General features: G+C 64.9%; 18 protein-coding genes and 1 pseudogene. 10 read left to right on the forward strand and 9 right to left on the reverse strand.

All coding sequences use genetic code 11. The annotated features are described in order from the left end of the window. Window positions 1-350, forward strand: a 350-nt coding sequence (locus BJG92_RS14580; protein ID WP_232084715.1) for an SUMF1/EgtB/PvdO family nonheme iron enzyme, incomplete at its 5' end; no start/stop codon positions are given. 61 nt (window positions 351-411) lie between these two features. Here the strand turns inward: BJG92_RS14580 and BJG92_RS14585 are convergent. The 5 genes from BJG92_RS14585 to BJG92_RS14605 form a co-directional block, all read right to left on the reverse strand. Further along, window positions 412-1,791 (reverse strand): glutamate decarboxylase, encoded by a 1,380-nt coding sequence (locus tag BJG92_RS14585; RefSeq protein WP_232084716.1) that lies wholly within the window; start codon window positions 1,789-1,791, stop codon window positions 412-414. A 30-nt stretch (window positions 1,792-1,821) separates the two neighbouring features. Beyond that, window positions 1,822-2,523, reverse strand: coding sequence for a YrhK family protein (locus tag BJG92_RS14590; protein ID WP_232084717.1), 702 nt, complete (start codon window positions 2,521-2,523; stop codon window positions 1,822-1,824). Further along, window positions 2,516-3,892 (reverse strand): chloride channel protein, encoded by a 1,377-nt coding sequence (locus BJG92_RS14595; RefSeq protein ID WP_232084718.1) that lies wholly within the window; start codon window positions 3,890-3,892, stop codon window positions 2,516-2,518. Before BJG92_RS14595 ends, BJG92_RS14590 begins: the two co-directional genes overlap by 8 nt. A gap of 212 nt (window positions 3,893-4,104) precedes the next feature. Further along, window positions 4,105-5,514 (reverse strand): ATP-binding protein, encoded by a 1,410-nt coding sequence (locus BJG92_RS14600; RefSeq protein ID WP_232084719.1) that lies wholly within the window; start codon window positions 5,512-5,514, stop codon window positions 4,105-4,107. Beyond that, window positions 5,511-6,194 (reverse strand): response regulator transcription factor, encoded by a 684-nt coding sequence (locus BJG92_RS14605; RefSeq protein ID WP_232084720.1) that lies wholly within the window; start codon window positions 6,192-6,194, stop codon window positions 5,511-5,513. The genes BJG92_RS14600 and BJG92_RS14605 overlap by 4 nt, the downstream gene beginning before the upstream one ends. Window positions 6,195-6,325: 131 nt before the next feature. On the opposite strand from BJG92_RS14605, the gene BJG92_RS14610 reads away from it, so the two are divergent. The 4 genes and pseudogenes from BJG92_RS14610 (at window position 6,326) to BJG92_RS14625 (ending at window position 10,234) form a co-directional block, all read left to right on the forward strand. Next, complete coding sequence (locus BJG92_RS14610) at window positions 6,326-6,655, forward strand: hypothetical protein (protein ID WP_232084721.1); 330 nt, start codon at window positions 6,326-6,328, stop codon at window positions 6,653-6,655. A 347-nt stretch (window positions 6,656-7,002) separates the two neighbouring features. Beyond that, on the forward strand, window positions 7,003-7,998 hold the full coding sequence (locus BJG92_RS14615) for an FAD:protein FMN transferase (protein WP_232084722.1): 996 nt from the start codon (window positions 7,003-7,005) through the stop codon (window positions 7,996-7,998). Then, a complete protein-coding gene (locus BJG92_RS14620) occupies window positions 7,995-9,542 on the forward strand; it encodes a 2Fe-2S iron-sulfur cluster-binding protein (RefSeq protein WP_232084723.1) in 1,548 nt (515 codons plus the stop codon). Before BJG92_RS14615 ends, BJG92_RS14620 begins: the two co-directional genes overlap by 4 nt. A 108-nt stretch (window positions 9,543-9,650) precedes the next feature. Then, window positions 9,651-10,234, forward strand: a pseudogene (locus BJG92_RS14625) (HhH-GPD-type base excision DNA repair protein). Window positions 10,235-10,318: 84 nt separating this feature from the next. On the opposite strand, the gene BJG92_RS14630 reads toward BJG92_RS14625, so the two are convergent. Next, window positions 10,319-10,726, reverse strand: coding sequence for a hypothetical protein (locus tag BJG92_RS14630; RefSeq protein WP_232084724.1), 408 nt, complete (start codon window positions 10,724-10,726; stop codon window positions 10,319-10,321). Between the two features lie 359 nt (window positions 10,727-11,085). Between BJG92_RS14630 and BJG92_RS14635 the strand changes: the two genes are divergently transcribed. The 4 genes from BJG92_RS14635 (at window position 11,086) to BJG92_RS14650 (ending at window position 14,878) form a co-directional block, all read left to right on the forward strand. Next, complete coding sequence (locus tag BJG92_RS14635) at window positions 11,086-12,219, forward strand: FtsX-like permease family protein (RefSeq protein WP_232084725.1); 1,134 nt, start codon at window positions 11,086-11,088, stop codon at window positions 12,217-12,219. Window positions 12,220-12,299: 80 nt separating this feature from the next. Further along, complete coding sequence (locus tag BJG92_RS14640) at window positions 12,300-13,019, forward strand: ABC transporter ATP-binding protein (RefSeq protein WP_232084726.1); 720 nt, start codon at window positions 12,300-12,302, stop codon at window positions 13,017-13,019. Window positions 13,020-13,345: 326 nt separating this feature from the next. Continuing rightward, a complete protein-coding gene (locus BJG92_RS14645; RefSeq protein WP_232084727.1) occupies window positions 13,346-14,263 on the forward strand; it encodes an NmrA family NAD(P)-binding protein in 918 nt (305 codons plus the stop codon). 87 nt (window positions 14,264-14,350) lie between these two features. Further along, window positions 14,351-14,878: a DUF427 domain-containing protein gene (locus BJG92_RS14650; RefSeq protein ID WP_232084728.1), complete on the forward strand. Its 528-nt coding sequence runs from the start codon at window positions 14,351-14,353 to the stop codon at window positions 14,876-14,878. A gap of 72 nt (window positions 14,879-14,950) precedes the next feature. Here the strand turns inward: BJG92_RS14650 and BJG92_RS14655 are convergent, their stop codons facing one another. The 3 genes from BJG92_RS14655 to BJG92_RS18565 form a co-directional block, all read right to left on the reverse strand. After that, window positions 14,951-15,727 (reverse strand): ion transporter, encoded by a 777-nt coding sequence (locus BJG92_RS14655; protein WP_232084729.1) that lies wholly within the window; start codon window positions 15,725-15,727, stop codon window positions 14,951-14,953. Window positions 15,728-15,937: 210 nt separating this feature from the next. Then, complete coding sequence (locus BJG92_RS14660) at window positions 15,938-16,864, reverse strand: SDR family NAD(P)-dependent oxidoreductase (protein ID WP_232084730.1); 927 nt, start codon at window positions 16,862-16,864, stop codon at window positions 15,938-15,940. Between the two features lie 193 nt (window positions 16,865-17,057). Next, entirely contained in the window at window positions 17,058-17,882 is an 825-nt protein-coding gene (locus BJG92_RS18565) for a helix-turn-helix domain-containing protein (RefSeq protein ID WP_232084731.1), read from the reverse strand. Window positions 17,883-18,039: 157 nt separating this feature from the next. Here BJG92_RS18565 and BJG92_RS14670 point away from each other — a divergent pair, with 157 nt between their 5' ends. Further along, entirely contained in the window at window positions 18,040-18,273 is a 234-nt protein-coding gene (locus BJG92_RS14670; RefSeq protein WP_232084732.1) for a hypothetical protein, read from the forward strand. Window positions 18,274-18,341 lie beyond the last annotated feature (68 nt).

An 18,341-nucleotide genomic window follows, 5' to 3' on the forward strand; every position in this document is an offset into this window, starting at 1 on the left:
GCTACGGCTCGACCGCGCCGGTGGGCTCCTTCCCTCCGAATGGATACGGGCTCTATGACATGGCCGGAAACGTGTGGGAGTGGACCAGCGACTGGTATCAGCAGCACGACGCCGGTGACGGGTGCTGCGCCCCGGTCGATCCCCGGGGCGGTGACCGTGACGCGAGCCTGGACCCTCGGCAGGCCCCGGTGCCCCGCAGGGTGGTCAAGGGCGGCTCGTTCCTCTGCGCCGACAGCTACTGCCTGCGCTACCGGCCCGCCGCCCGCCGCCCGCAGATGGTCGACACCGGCATGAGCCACATCGGCTTCCGGTGCGCTGCCCCGCACTCCGCAGCGCCGCAGCCGATGTGAAGCCGGTTCCCGCGCCGGCCCGGACGGATGTGTCGGGCCCGGCGTGCCGCCGTTGCGCGGGTCAGTGGCCGGGTCCGGTGATGATCTTGTTACGTTCGGATTCGTGCGCACCGCCCTTCTTCGCCAGCGTGGAGCACGCCTCTTCGATGTCCCGGGCCAGCGTGTCGACGTGCTCGCGGCTCATCGTTTCCTTCACCAGGGCCCGCATGATCGTCACGTTTTGGGCGTTCGGCGGCAGGGTGTAGGCCGGTACCATCCAGCCGCGCTCGGCCGAGAGCTGCCAGGCAATGTCGAACTCGTCGTATCCGGGGTCGGAGGCGAGCCGGAACGCGACCAGGGGGAGTTGCTCCTCATCGGGGCCGATGATCTCGAACCGGCCCATGGCCTCCAACTTCTCGGCGAGGGCGCGGGCGTTGGTCTGCATGTTCCGCATGATGTAGGTGTAGCCCGCACGGCCGTAGCGCACGAAGTTGTAGTACTGGGCGAGAACCATCGACGAGCCGGTGGAGAAGTTCAGGGTGAAGGTCGAGTCGGTCTTGCCGAGGTAGTTCTCCTCGAAGACGAGGTCCTTGGCCAGGTCGGCCTTCTCCCGGAAGATCAGCCAGCCGATGCCGGGATAGACCAGGCCGAACTTGTGCCCGGAGACATTGATCGAGCGGACCTGCTCGAGCCGGAAGTCCCACTCGGAGTCCGGGTAGAGGAAGGGCCAAACGAACCCCCCGCTGGCCCCGTCCACGTGCAGCGGCACATCAAGGCCCCGCTCACCCTTGATCCGGACCAGCAGGTCGTTGATGCCGACGATGTCGTCTTTGTGCCCGGTGAACGTCGTACCCAGCACGGCCGCGACACCGATGGTGTTCTCATCGATGTGGGCCTGCACGTCCTCCGGGCCGATCGTGTACTTCCCCGGCTGCAAGGGCACGATCCGCGGCTCGACGTCGAAGTAGCGGCAAAACTTCTCCCACACGACATGCACGTCGCCGCCGAACACCAGGTTAGGGCTCGACGTCGATGCGCCCGCGGCCTCGCGGCGTTTGCGCCAGTTCCACTTCAGGGACAGACCGCCGAGCATGATCGCCTCGGACGATCCCTGGGTTCGGGCTCCCGTCGTCTCGCCGGGCGCGTGGAAGAGGTCGGCGAGCATCCGAATACAGCGCTGCTCGATCTCGGCCGTGCGGGGATATTCGGCGTGGTCGATGAAATTTCGGTGCAGGTTCGCGGCGATGATCTGCTGGGCCTGCGGCTCCATCCATGTCGTTACGAAGGTCGCCAGGTTCCGGGCCGGATCACCCTCCAGCGCCAGATCCTCCGACACCAGCCGCAAGGCGTCCTCAGCAGGAATGCCAGTCTCCGGGAACTCCCGGCTCGGAACCTCCTGGGTGACGAATCGGTTTCCAAACAGGGCCGCGTCGGCATCGGCCGGCTGGGAATTTACTGACATCACTTCTCCTCAGAAACTGTTGAAAAGGGGTTACGGATGAGTCCCCCGGTTCGCAAGAACCGAGGCGTCGGTGGATTCTGGTCTCAGCATCAGAATCGCGCCGGCGAGGAAGCAGAGGGCTCCCACGAGCGTGCCGAGATTGGACAGCTCGGCGTTCCAGACGTCGCCGCTCGACGGTACGACAAAGGCTGCGACAGCCGAGATGCCGAACGCAACAGAGCCGGCCACGTTGATCACGCCGATCTTCCACGCCCGGGGCTTGGGCCGGCCGGCAATGGCACCGCGACCGGCATCCCGCAACGCTACGCCGCTGGCAACGAGGAAGGCGATTGAACCCAGAGCGTCGGGTCGCCACACGCGCTGCTCGGTCAGCGCCGCATTGAGATTGTCCCGCAGCGCGTTTCCTGTACTCCAGTTGAACCACAGCGTGCCGGCAAGTTGAATCGCGCCAGCGAGCCAGCCGAGATTCCGCGGCGCCCACACCCACCTCGAATGGCGCCGCGTGGCACCCACGGCGGGCAGCGCGTCAACGGCTTCGCGGTACTGCAGGAACGCTGCACAGGTGAAGAACAGCGAACCGACGAAGAATGTGACTGTACAAAGGCGCAATCCCACGGCCTCGGCGTAGAACGGCACCGCCCCCAAAGCGAACAGACTTGAGCCGATGATGAACAGCCAGGCGATCCACCGGTCCCGTAAGGTCGAACGGCCCGCGCCCGAGATCTCAGTCATGGTCGGCCTCAGAGGGAGCCCGATGTTGGGCGCTGCCGGCATCGTCGGGGGCTACGGACGCCCTCGGGCCCGGGACCGGGAGCACGTTGATGATCACGAAGGACACCGCCACAGCCACCACCACCTGGGGTGTCACGGTCAACCCGTCCACTCCCAGCAACAGCGTTGCCAGCAGCGTCGACGTCAACGGCAGCCGCAGCATTGCTGCGCACATGGCTCCTATGCCCATGCCGATCGCTGCCGCGAGATTCATTCCGGGCAACCCGCTCGCAGCAATACCGAGGGCCGCACCGATGAACATCGACGGGAACACCGGCCCACCGCGAAATGCGCTCAGCGAGAGCCCGTAGACCAAGGTCTTACAAGCGATCAGCAGGACCAGCACCGCAAGCGAGTAGTCCGCGGCGTGTTCGACCAGCGCCGGAAGTGCGTCCTGCCCCGAGAACAGCACCTGCGTGAAGCTTTGCCCGGATATCAACTGGTACGCCATCGCGGTAAGGCCGACCAGCAAGCCGAGCGCAGACGTCACCAGCAACCGGTTCAGATGCACGACCGGACGCAGCGACAGCGCGACCCAGCGGATCAGCCATCCCAACAGCGCGCCGACCGCGCCCATGATCACCGCCCAGCCAAGCGTCGCCAACGTCGGCGGCACAGCAGGCGGCACCACGGGCAGCGCCAGAGAGAAGCTGCCTAACCCGGTCCAGCCGTCCAACCCGACGAACACCAGTGCCCCGACGCCGGAAGCGAGCAGCCCGGGCAAGGCCACCAGGCTTAGCGTCATTCCCCCGATCCCAGCGGCCTCCATGATCAGGAATGCGCCGAGAACGGGAGACCCGAGCAGGGTACTGATCGCTGCGAAGCTGCCAGCCGACGCCATAATCGTGAGGGCCATCGGCGGAGCGTCCTTCTTCACCAAGTGCACCGCCAACGCCCCAAGGCCGCCACCGATCGCGATCAACGGCGCCTCGGGTCCGAGCACCGCACCCAGGCTGAGCGTGGTCAGTGCCGCGAGCACGATGCCCACAAGCTCACGACTGCTGGGCGGACCACCGCCGGTCTTGAATCCGAAAGCAGGTGAGTGGCCCCCATTTCCCGGCAGATACCGGATGGTCAACGCCGTCAGCAGCCCACAGAGCGCCAGCCACGGAACCGGCCACCACGCAGGAGCAGTGCCCCCAAGGACTTGATTCGGCAGCCCGGTGAAGACGTACCGCTGGACTGCCGCGACCAACGCGAGAAAAGCGTACGCGATGATCGAGATGGGAACGCCCAAAACCGCTGCCAGCACGAGCGCCGCGAGGTACGGTCTGGAACGAATCACGACGACGGGATCCATAGTGGGCGGCGACGCGGCAGGCTCGCTCATTCCCTTCTCCTTCCGCTGGCCGCGCAACACGGCGGGAGCCTTTAGGAGGTCCCACAAGCGATAGAGGCTGGTCAATCAGGTGTTCTTCAAGCTAGCGCTTCCAGTGGTGGCAGTCGTCACCCAATGGGGGTGAAAGAGAACCGGCGCGCAGAAGAAAGCCCGGATCCGCCGGCAGCGGCCCCGCGTCGCAGGTGCCGCGGCCGGTGGCCGCGCTAGTCCGCGGCGCGGAACTGTACGCATGCGTCCAGGCCCTGGCTGTGGTCCCCCGGCTGGTTTGCCCTCCGGCTCAAGACAGCCCGTGCGCCGCTGGCTTGCGCGAGTTGCTGGACGATGGACAGGCCCAGCCCGCTGCCTTCGGAGTTGGGCTGGGCTCTCCAGAACCGGTTGAACGCTCGTTCACATTCGTCCGGCGAGAGCCCCGGTCCCTCGTCGAGCACATGCAGTTCGACAGTCCCGGAGGCTGCGTCCTTGGCTATCACCAGTTGAATCTGCGAGCCTTCCGGGGATACGGCCAGTGCGTTGTCGATGAGATTGTCGATGATCTGCTCAGGGGCGCCCGGGATGGCAAAGATCGCGGCGCGGGGAGCTGCTTGCACACTGATGCGGACCCCGGTCTCCTCGGCGAGGGCCTGCCATTGTTCCTGGCGGGACCTGGCTATCTGGCTGAGATCGTTTTCGGTCGGGCTGATGAACTGACCTTCGGCCCGGTTGAGCTTGAGCAGACCGTCGATGATGTGTTGGAGCCTGCTGGTCTCCTCCAGGGAAGCCGCCACCATGGCGGCTCCTGCGTCCGGATCTGTGGCGATCGTATCGGCCGCGTTTTCCAGCTTGAGCCGGAGTGCTGTTAGCGGGGTCCGCAGCTGGTGGGAGGCGTCGGAGGCAAACCCGCGTTGTTGGATCAGCAAGTGCTCCAGTTTGGCGGCCATGCGGTTGAAGGCACTGGCCAATGCGCGCAGTTCCGGCGCGCCTTCGTTCTCGGCTGTCCGCGTCTCAAAGTGCCCGTCCGCAATGAGTTCTGTGGCCTTCCTGAGTTTGTGCAGTCTGCTGGTGACTGCGCTTGCCATCAGAAACGCCAGGAATCCTGCCAACGCGACGGTGGTGCCCGCGACGGTCCAGAGCGTACGCAGGTGGCCGGCAGCCTCGTCGTCAACAACTGATGCGGGATACGTGAGCCGGACGGCGCCGACGATCTTTTCTCCACTGAGTACGGGGACTGCGACATACACGAGCTCAGTGCGGAGCGTTTCGGAGTATCGCTGCCCGGAGGTGATCTTTCCTGTCAGGGCGGCAGCGATCTCCGGTCGCGAACCATAAGAGGACCCGGTGGACGATTGGTCGTCGTCGGACGTGGCCGCCGCCGTTCCTGCGGCGTTGACGATCACAACACGGGCCCCGCTGGCCCGGCCATAGCGACGGACGTCCGTTGCGACCTCGGCGGGTATAGCCACTCCGGCGGTCAGGGCAGCCGAGCTCCGTCCTCCCAGCAGGAAGGCGTCGCGTTCCAGGGAAGTGGTCAGGCGGTCCCGTTCGACGCCTACCAGGTAGCTGCCCAACGGGATGTCCTGGACCAGGACGACCATCAAGGTAACAAACATCAAGGCGCAGATCAGCCGCAACCTCATCCCGGCACCTCGAGCCTGAAGCCCACGCCCCGCACCGCCGTCAGCCACCGTGGATCCCCGAGCTTCTTGCGAATCGCAGCGACATGGGCATCGAGAGTCTTCGTGGTTCCGAACCAGTTGGTGTCCCAGACGGCGCGCACGATTTCGTTGCGCGGAAAAACAGTGCCCGGCTCCTCCGCCAGGTAATAGAGCAACTCGAATTCCTTGGTCGTGAAGTTGATCTCGGTCCCGGACAAAAGAACCCGCCTGGACCTCTGATCTATGCTCAGCGGCCCGACGTTCCGAGTGGTCCCAGCGGGAGGCTGGCCGTCCGCGGAGTGGTCTTGGGTCCTTCTGGTCACGGCACGGATCCGAGCGATGAGTTCGCGCATCCCGAACGGTTTCACAAGATAGTCGTCGGCACCGAGTTCCAAGGCCAGGACCCGGTCGATCTCTTCGTCGCGTGCGCTGACGACGATGATCGGGGTTGCTGCCAGGGCCCGGATTTCCCGGCATACATCGGTGCCGTCCATATCCGGCAAGCCAAGATCAAGGATCACGAAATCGGGGCCGCCGGCGTGAACGGCGTCCAGCGCCCCGGACCCCGTGGCGACCCGGTCAGCCTCGAAGCCAGACCGGATCAATCCTTCAACCACGCCGGAGGCCACTGCGTCGTCGTCTTCCACCACTAGTATCCGCATACCTGATTATGTCCGCCCAACGGTGGATCGTGGCGCCCCGCCGGGCCCGCGGCTGATCGCTGTACGGATCTTGGACAAATCTTGGATCCGCCGAGCATCTGTCTTGTCCGGGCGATTTCTAGTGTTGACTCATGAAGACACGAACAGCTCTGGTCCTTTCCGTGGCGGCCGTACTCGTGACCGGCTCCGCGGCGCTGGCGGTTAACACCAGGACGCTGGGGAACTCGTCCCCGGGCTTCACCGGTACTGCCAACGAAATCCTCCTGCCGCAGAATGCGACGACTCCTGACCTCCCCGCACCAGCCGGCTCGCCAGCACCAACGCCGGTGGATAACAGCAGCACCCGTCCCGCCCCTGACCTGACCGAACAGCCCGGCAGCGGCCACGTTGCCGGCACGGACGACACGAGCCAGCGGACGAAAGATGGGTCCCACGAGGAATCCTCCGGCCACGATGACTAGACCTCGGGTTCGACACCCGTCACCGGCCCGGAAGGCAAAAATCGGCGCCGCGGGACTCTCCTTGTCTGCTTTTCTGGCTCTCGTCTCGGCGTTCGCCAGTACGGGCCAGGCACAGCCTCCTCCGGGTATCCCGCCCGCAGCCCCTGTCCCGGCAGGCCAGACCTCATCGGAGACAGTTCCTGCTGCGCCTGCTGGCCCGTCCGTGTCCGTTCCTGCGGCTCCCGTCGTGCCCGCACCCGTGCGGCCCCCGTCCGTCTCCGTTCCTGCGGCTCCCGTCGTGCCCGCACCGGTGCGGCCCACGTCCGTCTCCGTTCCTGCCAGACCCACCATCCCGAACGGAACCTCGCGTGGCTCCGGCCGCTAGCGCCACCGCGCGCCGGATCGGCCGGGACGCCGTGCGTTCCGCCTACGCCCAGGCTTCAGCCCGTCCGCGCACCGTGGACGACCGGCGCCCTGCGATGGGAGGCACGGCCCAAATCACCTTGGTCGGCGGGACCCCGGCCCTGTTGGACGAATGCTTTGACCTGCTGCGCAACCTGGAACTGAGGTGGAGCCGGTTCCTCCCCGACAGTGAAATATCCCGGCTTAACAGGTCCGAGGGCCGCCCCGTGATGCTCAGTCGGGAATCGGTTCGCCTCATCGTCGAGTTGGTCGCCGCGTGGTCGCTCACGGGCGGCGTCTTTGACCCGACAATCCTTCCCCGTCTGCTGGAACTCGGCTACCGAACAAGCTGCACCAACCCTGAGTTGCAGACAGTGCTTCCTCCTTCGGCCCGCTGGCCCGGAGACATGGCCGGCGTCCGGTTCGAGTCACATGGAGTCCTCCTCCCACGAGGAACCACACTGGATCCGGGCGGGCTGGGCAAAGGCCTCGCGGCTGACCTGATTGTTGAGTTCGCGCTCGGCAGCGGCGTTTGGGGCGCGATGGCCGAGATCGGCGGTGACGTTGTGGTCGCAGGAGACGCCCCGGACGGCGGGGCGTGGACCATCGCCGTCGAAGACCCGTTCCACGCCGGGGCGGATCCGGCGGCCCGAATCGAAACTGTGCGACTAAACGCCGGCGCCGTAGCCACGTCAAGCCGCCTCAATAGACGATTTAAGACGGTTGCGGGACCCGCGCACCACCTGATCGATCCGTCGTCGGGCCATAACCCCACCACCGGAGCGGTCACCACCACTGTCATCGCAGGCAGCGGCACCCGCGCAGAAGCCCTGACGAAGGTGGCGTTCAACATGGAGCCCGCGTCAGCGTTCGAGATGATCACCCGGCTGGGCGGGGAGGCGATGATCGTGCCGGAGGAACAAACTCCACTCTTCTCAGCGGGATGGAAGGACTTCCGATGAACGACCCCCACGTGTGGTGGTACGTGACGCGCGCAAGCGGCATGGTTGCGTGGGCCCTGCTGACCCTCTCGGCTATCTGGGGGGTACTGCTCTCCACCCGGGTGCTTCGCAAAATCGACAACCCCGGATGGCTGCACGATCTCCACCGCTGGATGGGTGGGGCCGCGCTGCTGATGACAGGGATGCACATGATCTCGCTCATGCTGGACTCCTGGGCCTCGTTCTCCGCCGCCGAGCTCCTGGTTCCGTTCGCCGCCGCCTACCGACCGGCGCCCGTGGCGCTGGGAATTGTGGCCTTCTACCTACTGGCCGCCGTTCAGGGCTCATCCCTTCTCGTGCACCGCTTGCCCCGGCGCTTCTGGAAAGGCCTGCACTACACCAGCTACGCTTCCGTCCTGCTCGTGTCCTTTCATGCAGGTTGGTCCGGGAGCGACGCCAGCGCCTGGGGCTACCAGCTCACGGCGATCCTGCTGATACTTCTCCTCGTCGCAGCCGCCCTCGTCCGCATCATCACACCAGGTCCAGGCGCATCACCACGGGGAGCCTCCTTCACTGCCCGGGAACCGTCCTCATCTGCTGCGGCGCCATCTGCTGCGGCGCCCGGCACCGGGACGAGGGCCGCCATCGTCCGCGCCGTGCACCCGCTGGCCGACGGCGTGGTGTCCATCCAACTGGCAGCGCCCGACGGCGGAGCCTTACCGGGTTGGGAGCCCGGCGCGCATCTGAGTGTCCATCTGCCGAATGGCGTGGACCGGGAATACTCGCTCTGCGGCGATCCGGCCGTTCGAAACAGCTACAGCATCGCTGTCCGACTCGCTGAGCCTTCCCGGGGAGGGAGCCGGTGGTTGCATGATCACGCGCACACCGGTCAGCGAATCGATATCTCCGGGCCGGGCAACCACTTCCGCCTCGTCCCGGCCCAACGCTACCTGTTCATTGCTGCCGGCATCGGGATCACCCCCATCAAGACCATGATCGAGTCCCTTCCGGCCAGCAAGCAGTGGGAGCTGGTCTACCTCGGACGGACCCGCGCGGCGATGCCCTACCTGGATAGGCTGGAATCCAAATTCCCGGACCGCGTCATCGTCCACGCCCGTGATGAGCATCCAAACCGACTGGACCTTGCGGCCCTTCTTGCCGCCCGGAGCGCCGAAACAGAGGTGTATGTCTGCGGCCCGGAACAGCTCCTGAGCGCGGCCACCGATCTTGTGCCGGCCCGGAGGCTGCACCTTGAACGATTCTCCCCCTCCGCGATGAGGAACTCTGCTGAGCCCGCCCGCGCGGTGGACATTACCTGCGGGCGCAGCGGCAAGGAAATACACGTCCCCGCCGGCGTTTCGGTGCTCCATGCGCTGCAAGAGCACGCGATACCGATCGTCGGGTCCTGCGGCGAAGGTCTCTGCGGCACCTGTGAAGTCCGGGTCCTCCGCGGTACCCCCGAGCATCTCGACTCGATCCGGAACGAGCAGGATAAGAATATCCGGGGCATCATGTATCCCTGCGTATCCCGTTCACTTAGCGCCACCCTCGTCCTGGATATCTGACCAGACAACTGCGCAGTCAGGGGTGTCCGGCTGGAACCTTTCTCCAAGCCGTTCGTCGGCTTCAGCGCCTTACATGACGGGGACCAGAGCAGATGGGAGGATGGGCGCATGGAACTGCACATTACCGGCGACCCCGCCGCGGATAAACTGCTCAGCGATGACGCCTTCGCGCTGCTCACCGGCATGCTGCTTGACCAGCAGGTGACTATGGAGTCGGCGTTTGCCGGACCAGAAAGATCATGACGCGGCTCGGGTCCATGGACCCTGCCGCGATCGCGGAATATGACCCGGCAGACTTCGTTGAGATCTTCAAGGAGCGTCCGGCCGTTCACCGCTTCCCCGGTTCCATGGCCGGCCGCGTTCAGGCCCTGGCAGCGACAGTTCAGCGCGATTGGAATGCGGACGCGATTGCCATCTGGACCCGGGACCACCCTGACGGCCAGGAAGTGCTCCGCCGATTGAAGGGATTGCCCGGTTTCGGGGAGCAAAAGGCGAAGATCTTCCTCGCACTCCTCGGCAAGCAGTGCGGACTCCAGGCTGACGGCTGGCGAGAGGCTGCAGGCTCCTACGGCCAGGAGGGCGCATTTCTTTCTGTGGCCGACATCGTGGACCAGGAATCGCTCGGAAAAGTGCGCGCCAACAAGCAGGCTGCCAAGGCCGCCGCCAAAGCCGCGAAGGCATCCGAGCCCTGATAGGAACACCAATCGATTTGCGACGGCGGTATACATGACGATGTTGGGTTCACCAGCTCCTTCAGGGCAGCTCAGACCGACGTGCTAGTGATGGCTTAGGTGCTCGTTGTCTTTCCAGATGCCGTCGCCGGGCATCTCGAGCCGGTCGGTTATTGACTCGCGCCATTGCGGGGTGTCGGTGGGTTCGCCCCAGTAGTCGGTGACCCGCACGGCTTTCCCGTCCTCGAGTTCGCCGATGGTGACGTTGCGGTACAGCCGACCGTCCCCGTAGTTGCACGTCCATTCGACCACCACCACATCTGCGAGGTGAAGGCGCCTCCCGACTTCGAGCGTCAGTTCGGCGAAGTTGCCCTCGACGCTGCCGATGAGCTTACTGGTGCGCACGATCTCGCCCATTTGAGGCCATTGCCGCACCACGTTCTCGGCCAGGGGCACGCCGAGGATGTATGCGAGACGGGTCTCACCGTTGGACTCATCTTGTTTCGCGTTCATCGAGATCGTCTTCCTTCTGTCGTCTTGTCGGTGCGTGGTGTGCCGCATCGCGGCTCGGGTCGCGGCGTCATGGGATTGATTGGATCCTGAGACTCGTGCTGGTTTCGGTCAACACACGGCAATCATCGACCTGCAGGGCCGCGTTGGCAACCGCGCGCGAAATGGCACCGCCAGGCCCTGCCGCAATTGCGCCGGTACTTGTGTATGCCTGCGCGGGATCAACCAAATGGTTGACCCGGCGGTCAACTGTTCTTCCCCCGCGTATCAACCCACCGTGCGATGGCATCGGCGCAAGCCCGCGGGACAGTGGATATCATCGCCTTTCGGCTGCCGTATCCCCCACTGAAAGAAGAACAAACGTGTTTCTTGCCATCCGCGATATCCGCTTTGCCAAGGGCCGCTTCGCCCTGATGGGCGGCGTCGTTGCCCTGATCACCCTGCTGCTTGTCATGCTCTCGGGACTGACGGCCGGCCTGGGCGATCAGTCGACCTCTGCCATTGACAAACTCGGCGCGGTCAACGGCAGCGGAGTCGACGCCAAGGCAGTGGACAGCATCGTCTTTGGCGCCCCCGGTGCCAGTGCGCCGAAGGCCTCCTTCACCGAAAGCGCAGTCAGCGCCGCGCAGCTCGATAGCTGGAGACACCGGGCCGGAGTACGAAATGCCGAGGCCCTGGGCATCAGCCAGACCCGGTTCCAGGCCGTGGCCGCGGACTCCGGTGCGGCTACCGGGACCACCAACGTCGCCGTCTTCGGTGTCGCACCGGACGGCCAGTTGGCGCCGTCGCGGGTCACCGCGGACACCGTTGTGATCGGCAAAACCGTCGCCAAGGCCCTTTCCCTGAACACCGGGGACAAGGCCAGCCTCGGAGGAACCGAACTGACCGTCAGCGCCGTCGTCGAGGACCAGTGGTACTCCCACACCAGCGTCGTTTGGACCGCGCTTCCCGCCTGGTCCGAACTGGCCCACCTGACCGACCCGGGGCAGATCGGAACCGTCGCCGCCATCACATACAACGACGGCGCGGCCATTGACGAGCGTGCCGCCAACGCAGCAGCCGGCACCGTGAGCGCTTCACGCACCGGATCCTTCCAGGCCCTGGGATCCTACAAGAGCGAGAACGGCTCCCTGACCCTAATGCAGGCATTCCTCTACGGCATCTCCGCCCTGGTCATCGTGGCCTTCCTGACGGTCTGGACCGTCCAGCGGACCCGCGACATCGCGGTGCTGAAGGCAATGGGAGCCTCCGGCGGCTATGTCCTGCGTGACGCCATGACCCAGGCCGCGATCGTCCTGCTCGCAGGCGCCTGGCTCGGCGGCGGGATCGGTGTCCTTGGCGGATTCTTCGCAGCCAAGGCTGCCCCCTTCCTGATCACCCCCGCAACGACACTCCTGCCCATCCTCGGAATCATTGCCCTCGGCCTGGCCGGTGCGGCGCTGGCGGTCCGCCGCGTCACCAAAGTCGACGCCCTCATCGCCCTGGGCGGGAACTAAACCCCTACGCCGCCGGCTGGTCCGGTCCGCAGCCGCACCACAGATCCCACTCCGAGCACCCTCTGAAAGGAAGTACCACCATGTCCTCCACCCCCAGCCCCACTTTCGCCCGCGGGCCCCTGAACCTCGTCAACGTCACCCTCGAATACCCGGACGGGGACGGAACCATCAAAGCCCTGGACAACGTGAACCTCACGGTCCAGGCCGGCCAGATGATCTCCCTCGTGGGCCCGTCGGGATCCGGCAAATCCAGTCTCCTGGCCGCCGCCGCGACCCTCGTCCGCCCCACCCACGGCCTGGTGATCATCGACGGCACGGACGCCACCGGGCTCAGCGATAAGGACCTCACCGCGCTGCGGCGGGAGAAGATCGGTATCATCTTCCAGCAGCCGAACCTGCTCGCATCCCTCACGGCCGCCGAACAGCTCATCATTGGTGATCACCTGCGCGGAAAGTCCGTCAGGGCCGCCCGCGCCAAAGCAGCGGAACTCCTCGACGTCGTCGGGCTCAGCGCCAGCGCGGACAAGCGTCCGCACCAGCTCTCCGGGGGTGAGCGTCAGCGGGTCAACATCGCGCGCGCCCTGATGGGAGATCCCAAGGTCCTGCTCGTGGACGAACCCACCTCAGCCCTGGACCACGAGCGTAGCGACTCAATCGTCCGGCTCCTGCGCCGCGTCACCGACGACTTCATGGTGGCCACCGTCATGGTCACCCACGACACCGAATTCGTCCCGCTGACTGACTTAGTCGCCACCATGCGCGACGGTAGGCTCACCGCCCCCGTGCTGACCACGGTCTGATACCCCAGCAGCCCCGGCGCCCTCATGTCCAGGGCATCACCCTCGGAAAGCGCGTCTCCGGCAAAGAAACCGCCGAAGCCGAACTCACCCGCGCCAACAGACAAAAAGGCGGAAGACATAGAACCTGACCCGGGAAACGCCGGCCACCGGTGCTCGGAACGATGAATCGGCGTCGATGGCCTGGCCGCCGGGCTGTCCCTGACAGTCATCGACGGCACCATCGCCGGGGTCTCGCCGGGTCAAACCCCGCAAACTCAGCTGTCCCGCTGTTGATAATCTTTAGCGCACCATAGCTTTTCCACCGGAGATCACTTGAGGAATAAACCATGACCGCGACTCCCCCTCGAGGTACCGTCCTTCTTGCCGGTGGCACTGGCGACCTCGGCGGCCGGATCCTGCAGGAATTGGTCACCCTGGGAGCCTCCGTCCGAGTCCTGACACGAACAGGGACCAGCACTGCGCGAAACTCACAGCTGCGCGCCCACGGCGTCGAGGTGATCCAGAGTAGTTACGACGATCCGGGCGCCCTCCGAAAAGCCTGCACGGACGTTGACTGCGTGGTCTCCGCGATCAACGGCCTGGACGGCGCAATCATCAATGCTCAATCGCGCTTGCTGGAGGCGGCAGCGGAGGCGGGCGTGCCACGTTTCATCCCGTCTGATTTCTCCATCGACTACCGGGGCCTCCGGCCCCGAAGCAACCGGAACCTACAGCTCCGCCGAGACTTCGCACAACAACTGGACGCAACCGAAATCCGCGCCACCTCAGTCCTCAACGGCGCCTTCACCGAGATGCTCACCGGGCAGGCACCACTGATCCTGTTCTCCCGGCGCCGCGTGCTCTTCTGGTCCGACCCCGACCAACTGCTCGACTTCACCACGAAGAACGACACCGCCACCTACACCGCCGCCGCAGCCCTCGACGAGCGGGCGCCCCGCGTCCTTCAGATCGCAGGGGACCAGGTCACGGCACGGACCCTGGCATCCACAATGTCCGACCTGACCGGGACACGATTCCGGCTCCTCTACGCGGGCAGCGTCGGCTCCCTGGCTGCCATGAGCCGGGCGGTAAAAGCCCTCATGCCGGCCACTGACGAGCCGTTCCCGCCGTGGCAGGGCATGCAGTACTTCGCCAGCATGTTCGGCGGCGACGCGAACCTGCGCTACATCGACAATGACCGGTACGGCAGCCGGAAGTGGACAACCGCCCGGGACGTCTTGGCGCAGCACCGGCAGCCGGACTGACCGCTTGAACCTGGCGCCATACGTGCCAACCGAGGACTCCCCCGGCGTTCCCGGTGGCATCCCAGCAAAGGATGGCAATATGGGGACATGACTCCTGCTCACGGATTTTCCGGCTTCCGCCGGCGTCCCCAACCCGTCAAACCCAAGGCCGGTCAAGAATCGGTGTGGGACTACCCGCGGCCGCCAAGGATCGAGCCGCGATCGGAACGGGTCATCGTGCGGCTTGGCGGGGAGGTGATTGCCGACACCACCGATGCAGTGCGCGTCCTCGAGACGAGTCATCCGCCTGTCTACTACTTGCCATTGGACGCATTCCCTGCCGGTGTCCTCGTCCCGGTCGAGGGCACCAGCTTCTGCGAGTTCAAGGGAGAAGCGCACTACTTCGACGTCGTTGCCGGCGGAGTCGTCGTTCCCCGTGCCGGGTGGAGGTACCCGGCACCCACCCGGGGTTTCGAGGCGCTCAGTACCCGAGTGGCCCTCTACCCGGGTCACATGGACTCATGCGAGGTCGACGGCGAGCAGGTGACCTTCCAGGATGGTGACTTCTACGGCGGATGGATCACCAGGCAGATCGTTGGTCCGTTCAAAGGTGGCCCGGGCACGTCCGGGTGGTGAGCACGTCGCTCCCGCGCGCCGGCAAGCAGTGATGCGCTTCACTCTGCAAAAGCCGGGTTAGGACTCACTCATCTAGGTTGGCTCAACCAACAGCTTTCTGATCTCGGTGAGCTTGGCTTCGGACTCTTCGAGGCGCAGGCGGAGGCCTTCCACAGTCGCGCTACTACTGTCAGACGCATCGACCGGCGGTGCGGGATTCTTCTTCTCGGGAGACAGGAAGAAGTTGGCCAGGTAGCCGGTGAATGTGCCGAAGATACCGACGCCGACGACGATGATGCCTGCCCCGATGACACGGCCCGCATCGGTGACCGGATATTTGTCACCGTATCCAACAGTCGAGATCGTGACGATCGTGTACCAGATGGCGTCCGAGGCGGTCGTGATGTTGGCCCCCGGGGCGGCCTGCTCCACGCGGAGCATGGCGAGGCTTCCGAATTCCAGCACGAAGATGCCCATGAGCAGCAGTATGTACAGGGAACTGCCCGCCCGGTCCTTGCTCAGCGCGCGGCCGATCGTGAGGATGCCGACTCCGCGGAGCAGTCGGTACACCCGGATCAGCCGGAAGACGCGCAGGAACTTGAATTGCGCCAAAGGCACGCTGGCCAACAGGTCGGCCCAGCCGAAGTGCTTGAAGAAATAGGCGGCCGCCGATTGCGCGGTAAGAATCCGATAAAGGAAGTCAGCGAGGAAGATCACGCTGAAAATGCTGTTCATCGCCTCGAGCACGGTCTCGAGCGCTTCCTCCTGTATGGCATACAAGAGCAGGAGATTGACGATTGACAGGAGCGAAAGGATACCGATGAAGATCTCGTATCCGATGCTCTTCAGTTCACTGCGTTCCTTGGTCATGTGAGGATTCTGGCATGTAAGCAGGTGCGTGGCCGAGATCTTTTCCGCCCGGAACCGAAGGATTTTGGTCCTCGGGTTGCCTCAAGGCAATCATCAGCCCCGAGGATCCCATGGTGCAGGACGCCAGAATCCCTCGGTGACCGGGTCGACGCCGTCCTGGAAAGCCACTTTGTCCTGATGTGGCCTTTCTGGTTACCTAACGTCCGTGGATCATGCGGACTTCTGCGCGAGGAGTTCAGTGGACAGATTCCAGAGGCGTTGGGCGTTGGCCGCGTCGAGGGCGTAGGGTGCCACACCGGTGTAGTCGGGCCCGCGGCGGTCGACTACCCGGGCCTCGTTGACGTCCTCAAAGTACCGGCCGCCGACGCCTTCGAGGTCCGGGGAGGTGGCCACGTAGAGTGTGGTCGCGGCACCCTGTTGCGGGGTCTTCTGACGTTCCACGGGGGTGCGCAGACCACCTGTGTGCCGTTGGAGATTGGTCGCGATGGCGCCGGGCATGACCGCGTTGGAGGTGATGCCTTCTTTCGCCCACCGAGCTGTCACACCGACGGCGAACAAGGTCGAGGCGGTTTTCGACTGCCCGTAGGCGACGAAGGGATCGTAGGGCACGAAGTTGAACTGCGGATCATCGAACAGAACGGGAGAGAAGAGGTGACCGCTTGAACTCAGCGAGACGATGCGGGCGTTGCCGGCGGATGCGAGGGCCCCATGAAGAGCCTGTGCCAAGGCGAAGTGGCCCAGGTGGTTGGTTGCGAACTGCAGCTCCCATCCCTCGACGGTGCGCTGCAGGTCCGGCAGCGCCATGATCCCGGCGTTGTTGACCAACACGTGCAGCGGGCCGCTCCATTGGGCCGCGAACCCGGCAACGGAAGACAGATCGGCAAGGTCCACGCGGCCCAGATGGATGTTCCCGTTGCCGCTTGATTCGCGAAGCTCGTCAGCCACGGGTGCAGCTGCGTCAGGGTTCCGGACGGCGAGCGTGACATCGGCCCCGATGCGTGCAAAAGCGCGGGCGGTCTCAATTCCGATGCCCGAGGCGCCGCCAGTGATGACGACGCGCTTTCCCGTGAAGTCAATGCCCTCGGTGACGTCCGAGGCAGTCGAGCTGAACCCGAAGCGGGTAGTGATTCGTTCCATGGTGGGTTTCTTTCATCCGAGTTAGGAGCGTGTTCTCCGTTGAAGAGAGGGCGCACAATCTTGCGCGGTTCGCGCAAGGGCACACGTGCAGAGGCCCGGATTTCAGTGTGCCGTTCCCGATGAGAGGTAGCCAGAGCCCCGCGTTTCATAGGAATGTCAGGGCTACCCTGGGACCCGCTGAACCATTGAACGATCAGTCGGTTCCGCTGATCCGGACCAAGCTGTTCAACGCTGCCTCGGAGGCGCTTCCCGGCTCGGCGTGGTGAATGACAAGCAGGTGACCATCGGTGCCCGTCACCGCGAGTTTCTCGTGGAAGAGCTCCAGGTCGCCCACCACGGGATGGTGCAGCAGGCGTTTGCCGGCGACTTTCGGGCGGACGTCGTGGCGGCCCCACAACTCCAGGAAGTAGGCGCTTCGCTCGGACAGATCGGTGACCAGAGAATCCAGCCGCGCATCATTGACCCGCTCTCCGACGGAAGCACGGAGACCGGCTACGGCCTCCTGCATCACCTGTTCCCAGTCGTCATACAACTTGCGTTCCGCGGGGTCCAGAAACGCTTCGCGAAGCACGTTGGTGCCCGGGGCGTTCCTCGGAGATAGGGCGATCGCCAGTGGTGTTGCCGCCAGGACGGTCATGAACCTGTCCTGCACGAACGCAGGTATGTCCGCCAGCGTTACCAGGAGGTGGGCCAGACCCGGCGCCACCTGGTCTGTGTCGGTCATGGGTAAGGCAGATGCAGACGGGGGGTGCGCCAGGCGATGAAGATGGATGGTCGACGGCGGATCCAGGTGCAGTGCCCGCGCGAGGGCATCGAGGACCTGGGGGGACGGATGGTGGTCCTTGCCTTGTTCGAGGCGGACGTAGTAGTCGACGCTGATTCCGGCCAGGCTTGCCACTTCCTCACGCCGCAAACCGGGGACCCGGCGTCGGCCATAGGTGCGCATGTCGAAGTCCTCCGGCTGTACCAGCTTGCGCCTTGCCTGAAGGTACTGGGCGAACGCGGGTGTCTTATCCACTTCACTAACCTAAGCCCCTACGTGACCCCATGATCCCGCGCCCGGCATAAATGGCGGCTTCCCGAGGCCGAAGCACACGGCCCTCCGCCAGACGGCTACCTGCATCAGGCGTTGGACCGGACTTCCGATTCGAGCCATGGCAGCACACACTTTGACCATGAGCAACGAGCAGTGGTGGTCGAAACTGGGACCAGAAACGCGGGCATGGTTGATTGATAACAATGGCGACGCGGTGCCGGAAGGCGTTGCCGCGGAGGTCGCCGTTGCGGGAGGTCCCCTGCCACGGGGAAATGCAGACGACGACGCCCCGCCCGGCCTCTATTACTCCGACGAGGTAGTCGATTGGGTCGAAGAGATGGCCAATGACGAAGACCCACAAGGCTCCGGGTAGGCGGCAGCCGACTACCACCCCTTCGGAGCGGCCCCGCCTGGGCTTGGCGTAGGGTGGAATCAAGACGA

This window comes from Arthrobacter sp. SO5 (genome assembly GCF_020532805.1).
GTDB lineage: Bacteria > Actinomycetota > Actinomycetes > Actinomycetales > Micrococcaceae > Arthrobacter.

Bases quoted from the DNA above. Each gene is read 5' to 3' on its own strand.
- BJG92_RS14585 (WP_232084716.1), bottom strand. From the start codon at position 1,791: ATGTCAGTAAATTCCCAGCCGGCCGATGCCGACGCGGCCCTGTTTGGA.
- BJG92_RS14590 (WP_232084717.1), bottom strand. From the start codon at position 2,523: ATGACTGAGATCTCGGGCGCGGGCCGTTCGACCTTACGGGACCGGTGG.
- BJG92_RS14595 (WP_232084718.1), bottom strand. From the start codon at position 3,892: ATGAGCGAGCCTGCCGCGTCGCCGCCCACTATGGATCCCGTCGTCGTG.
- BJG92_RS14600 (WP_232084719.1), bottom strand. From the start codon at position 5,514: ATGAGGTTGCGGCTGATCTGCGCCTTGATGTTTGTTACCTTGATGGTC.
- BJG92_RS14605 (WP_232084720.1), bottom strand. From the start codon at position 6,194: ATGCGGATACTAGTGGTGGAAGACGACGACGCAGTGGCCTCCGGCGTG.
- BJG92_RS14610 (WP_232084721.1), top strand. From the start codon at position 6,326: ATGAAGACACGAACAGCTCTGGTCCTTTCCGTGGCGGCCGTACTCGTG.
- BJG92_RS14620 (WP_232084723.1), top strand. From the start codon at position 7,995: ATGAACGACCCCCACGTGTGGTGGTACGTGACGCGCGCAAGCGGCATG.
- BJG92_RS14630 (WP_232084724.1), bottom strand. From the start codon at position 10,726: ATGAACGCGAAACAAGATGAGTCCAACGGTGAGACCCGTCTCGCATAC.
- BJG92_RS14640 (WP_232084726.1), top strand. From the start codon at position 12,300: ATGTCCTCCACCCCCAGCCCCACTTTCGCCCGCGGGCCCCTGAACCTC.
- BJG92_RS14645 (WP_232084727.1), top strand. From the start codon at position 13,346: ATGACCGCGACTCCCCCTCGAGGTACCGTCCTTCTTGCCGGTGGCACT.
- BJG92_RS14650 (WP_232084728.1), top strand. From the start codon at position 14,351: ATGACTCCTGCTCACGGATTTTCCGGCTTCCGCCGGCGTCCCCAACCC.
- BJG92_RS14655 (WP_232084729.1), bottom strand. From the start codon at position 15,727: ATGACCAAGGAACGCAGTGAACTGAAGAGCATCGGATACGAGATCTTC.
- BJG92_RS14660 (WP_232084730.1), bottom strand. From the start codon at position 16,864: ATGGAACGAATCACTACCCGCTTCGGGTTCAGCTCGACTGCCTCGGAC.
- BJG92_RS14670 (WP_232084732.1), top strand. From the start codon at position 18,040: ATGAGCAACGAGCAGTGGTGGTCGAAACTGGGACCAGAAACGCGGGCA.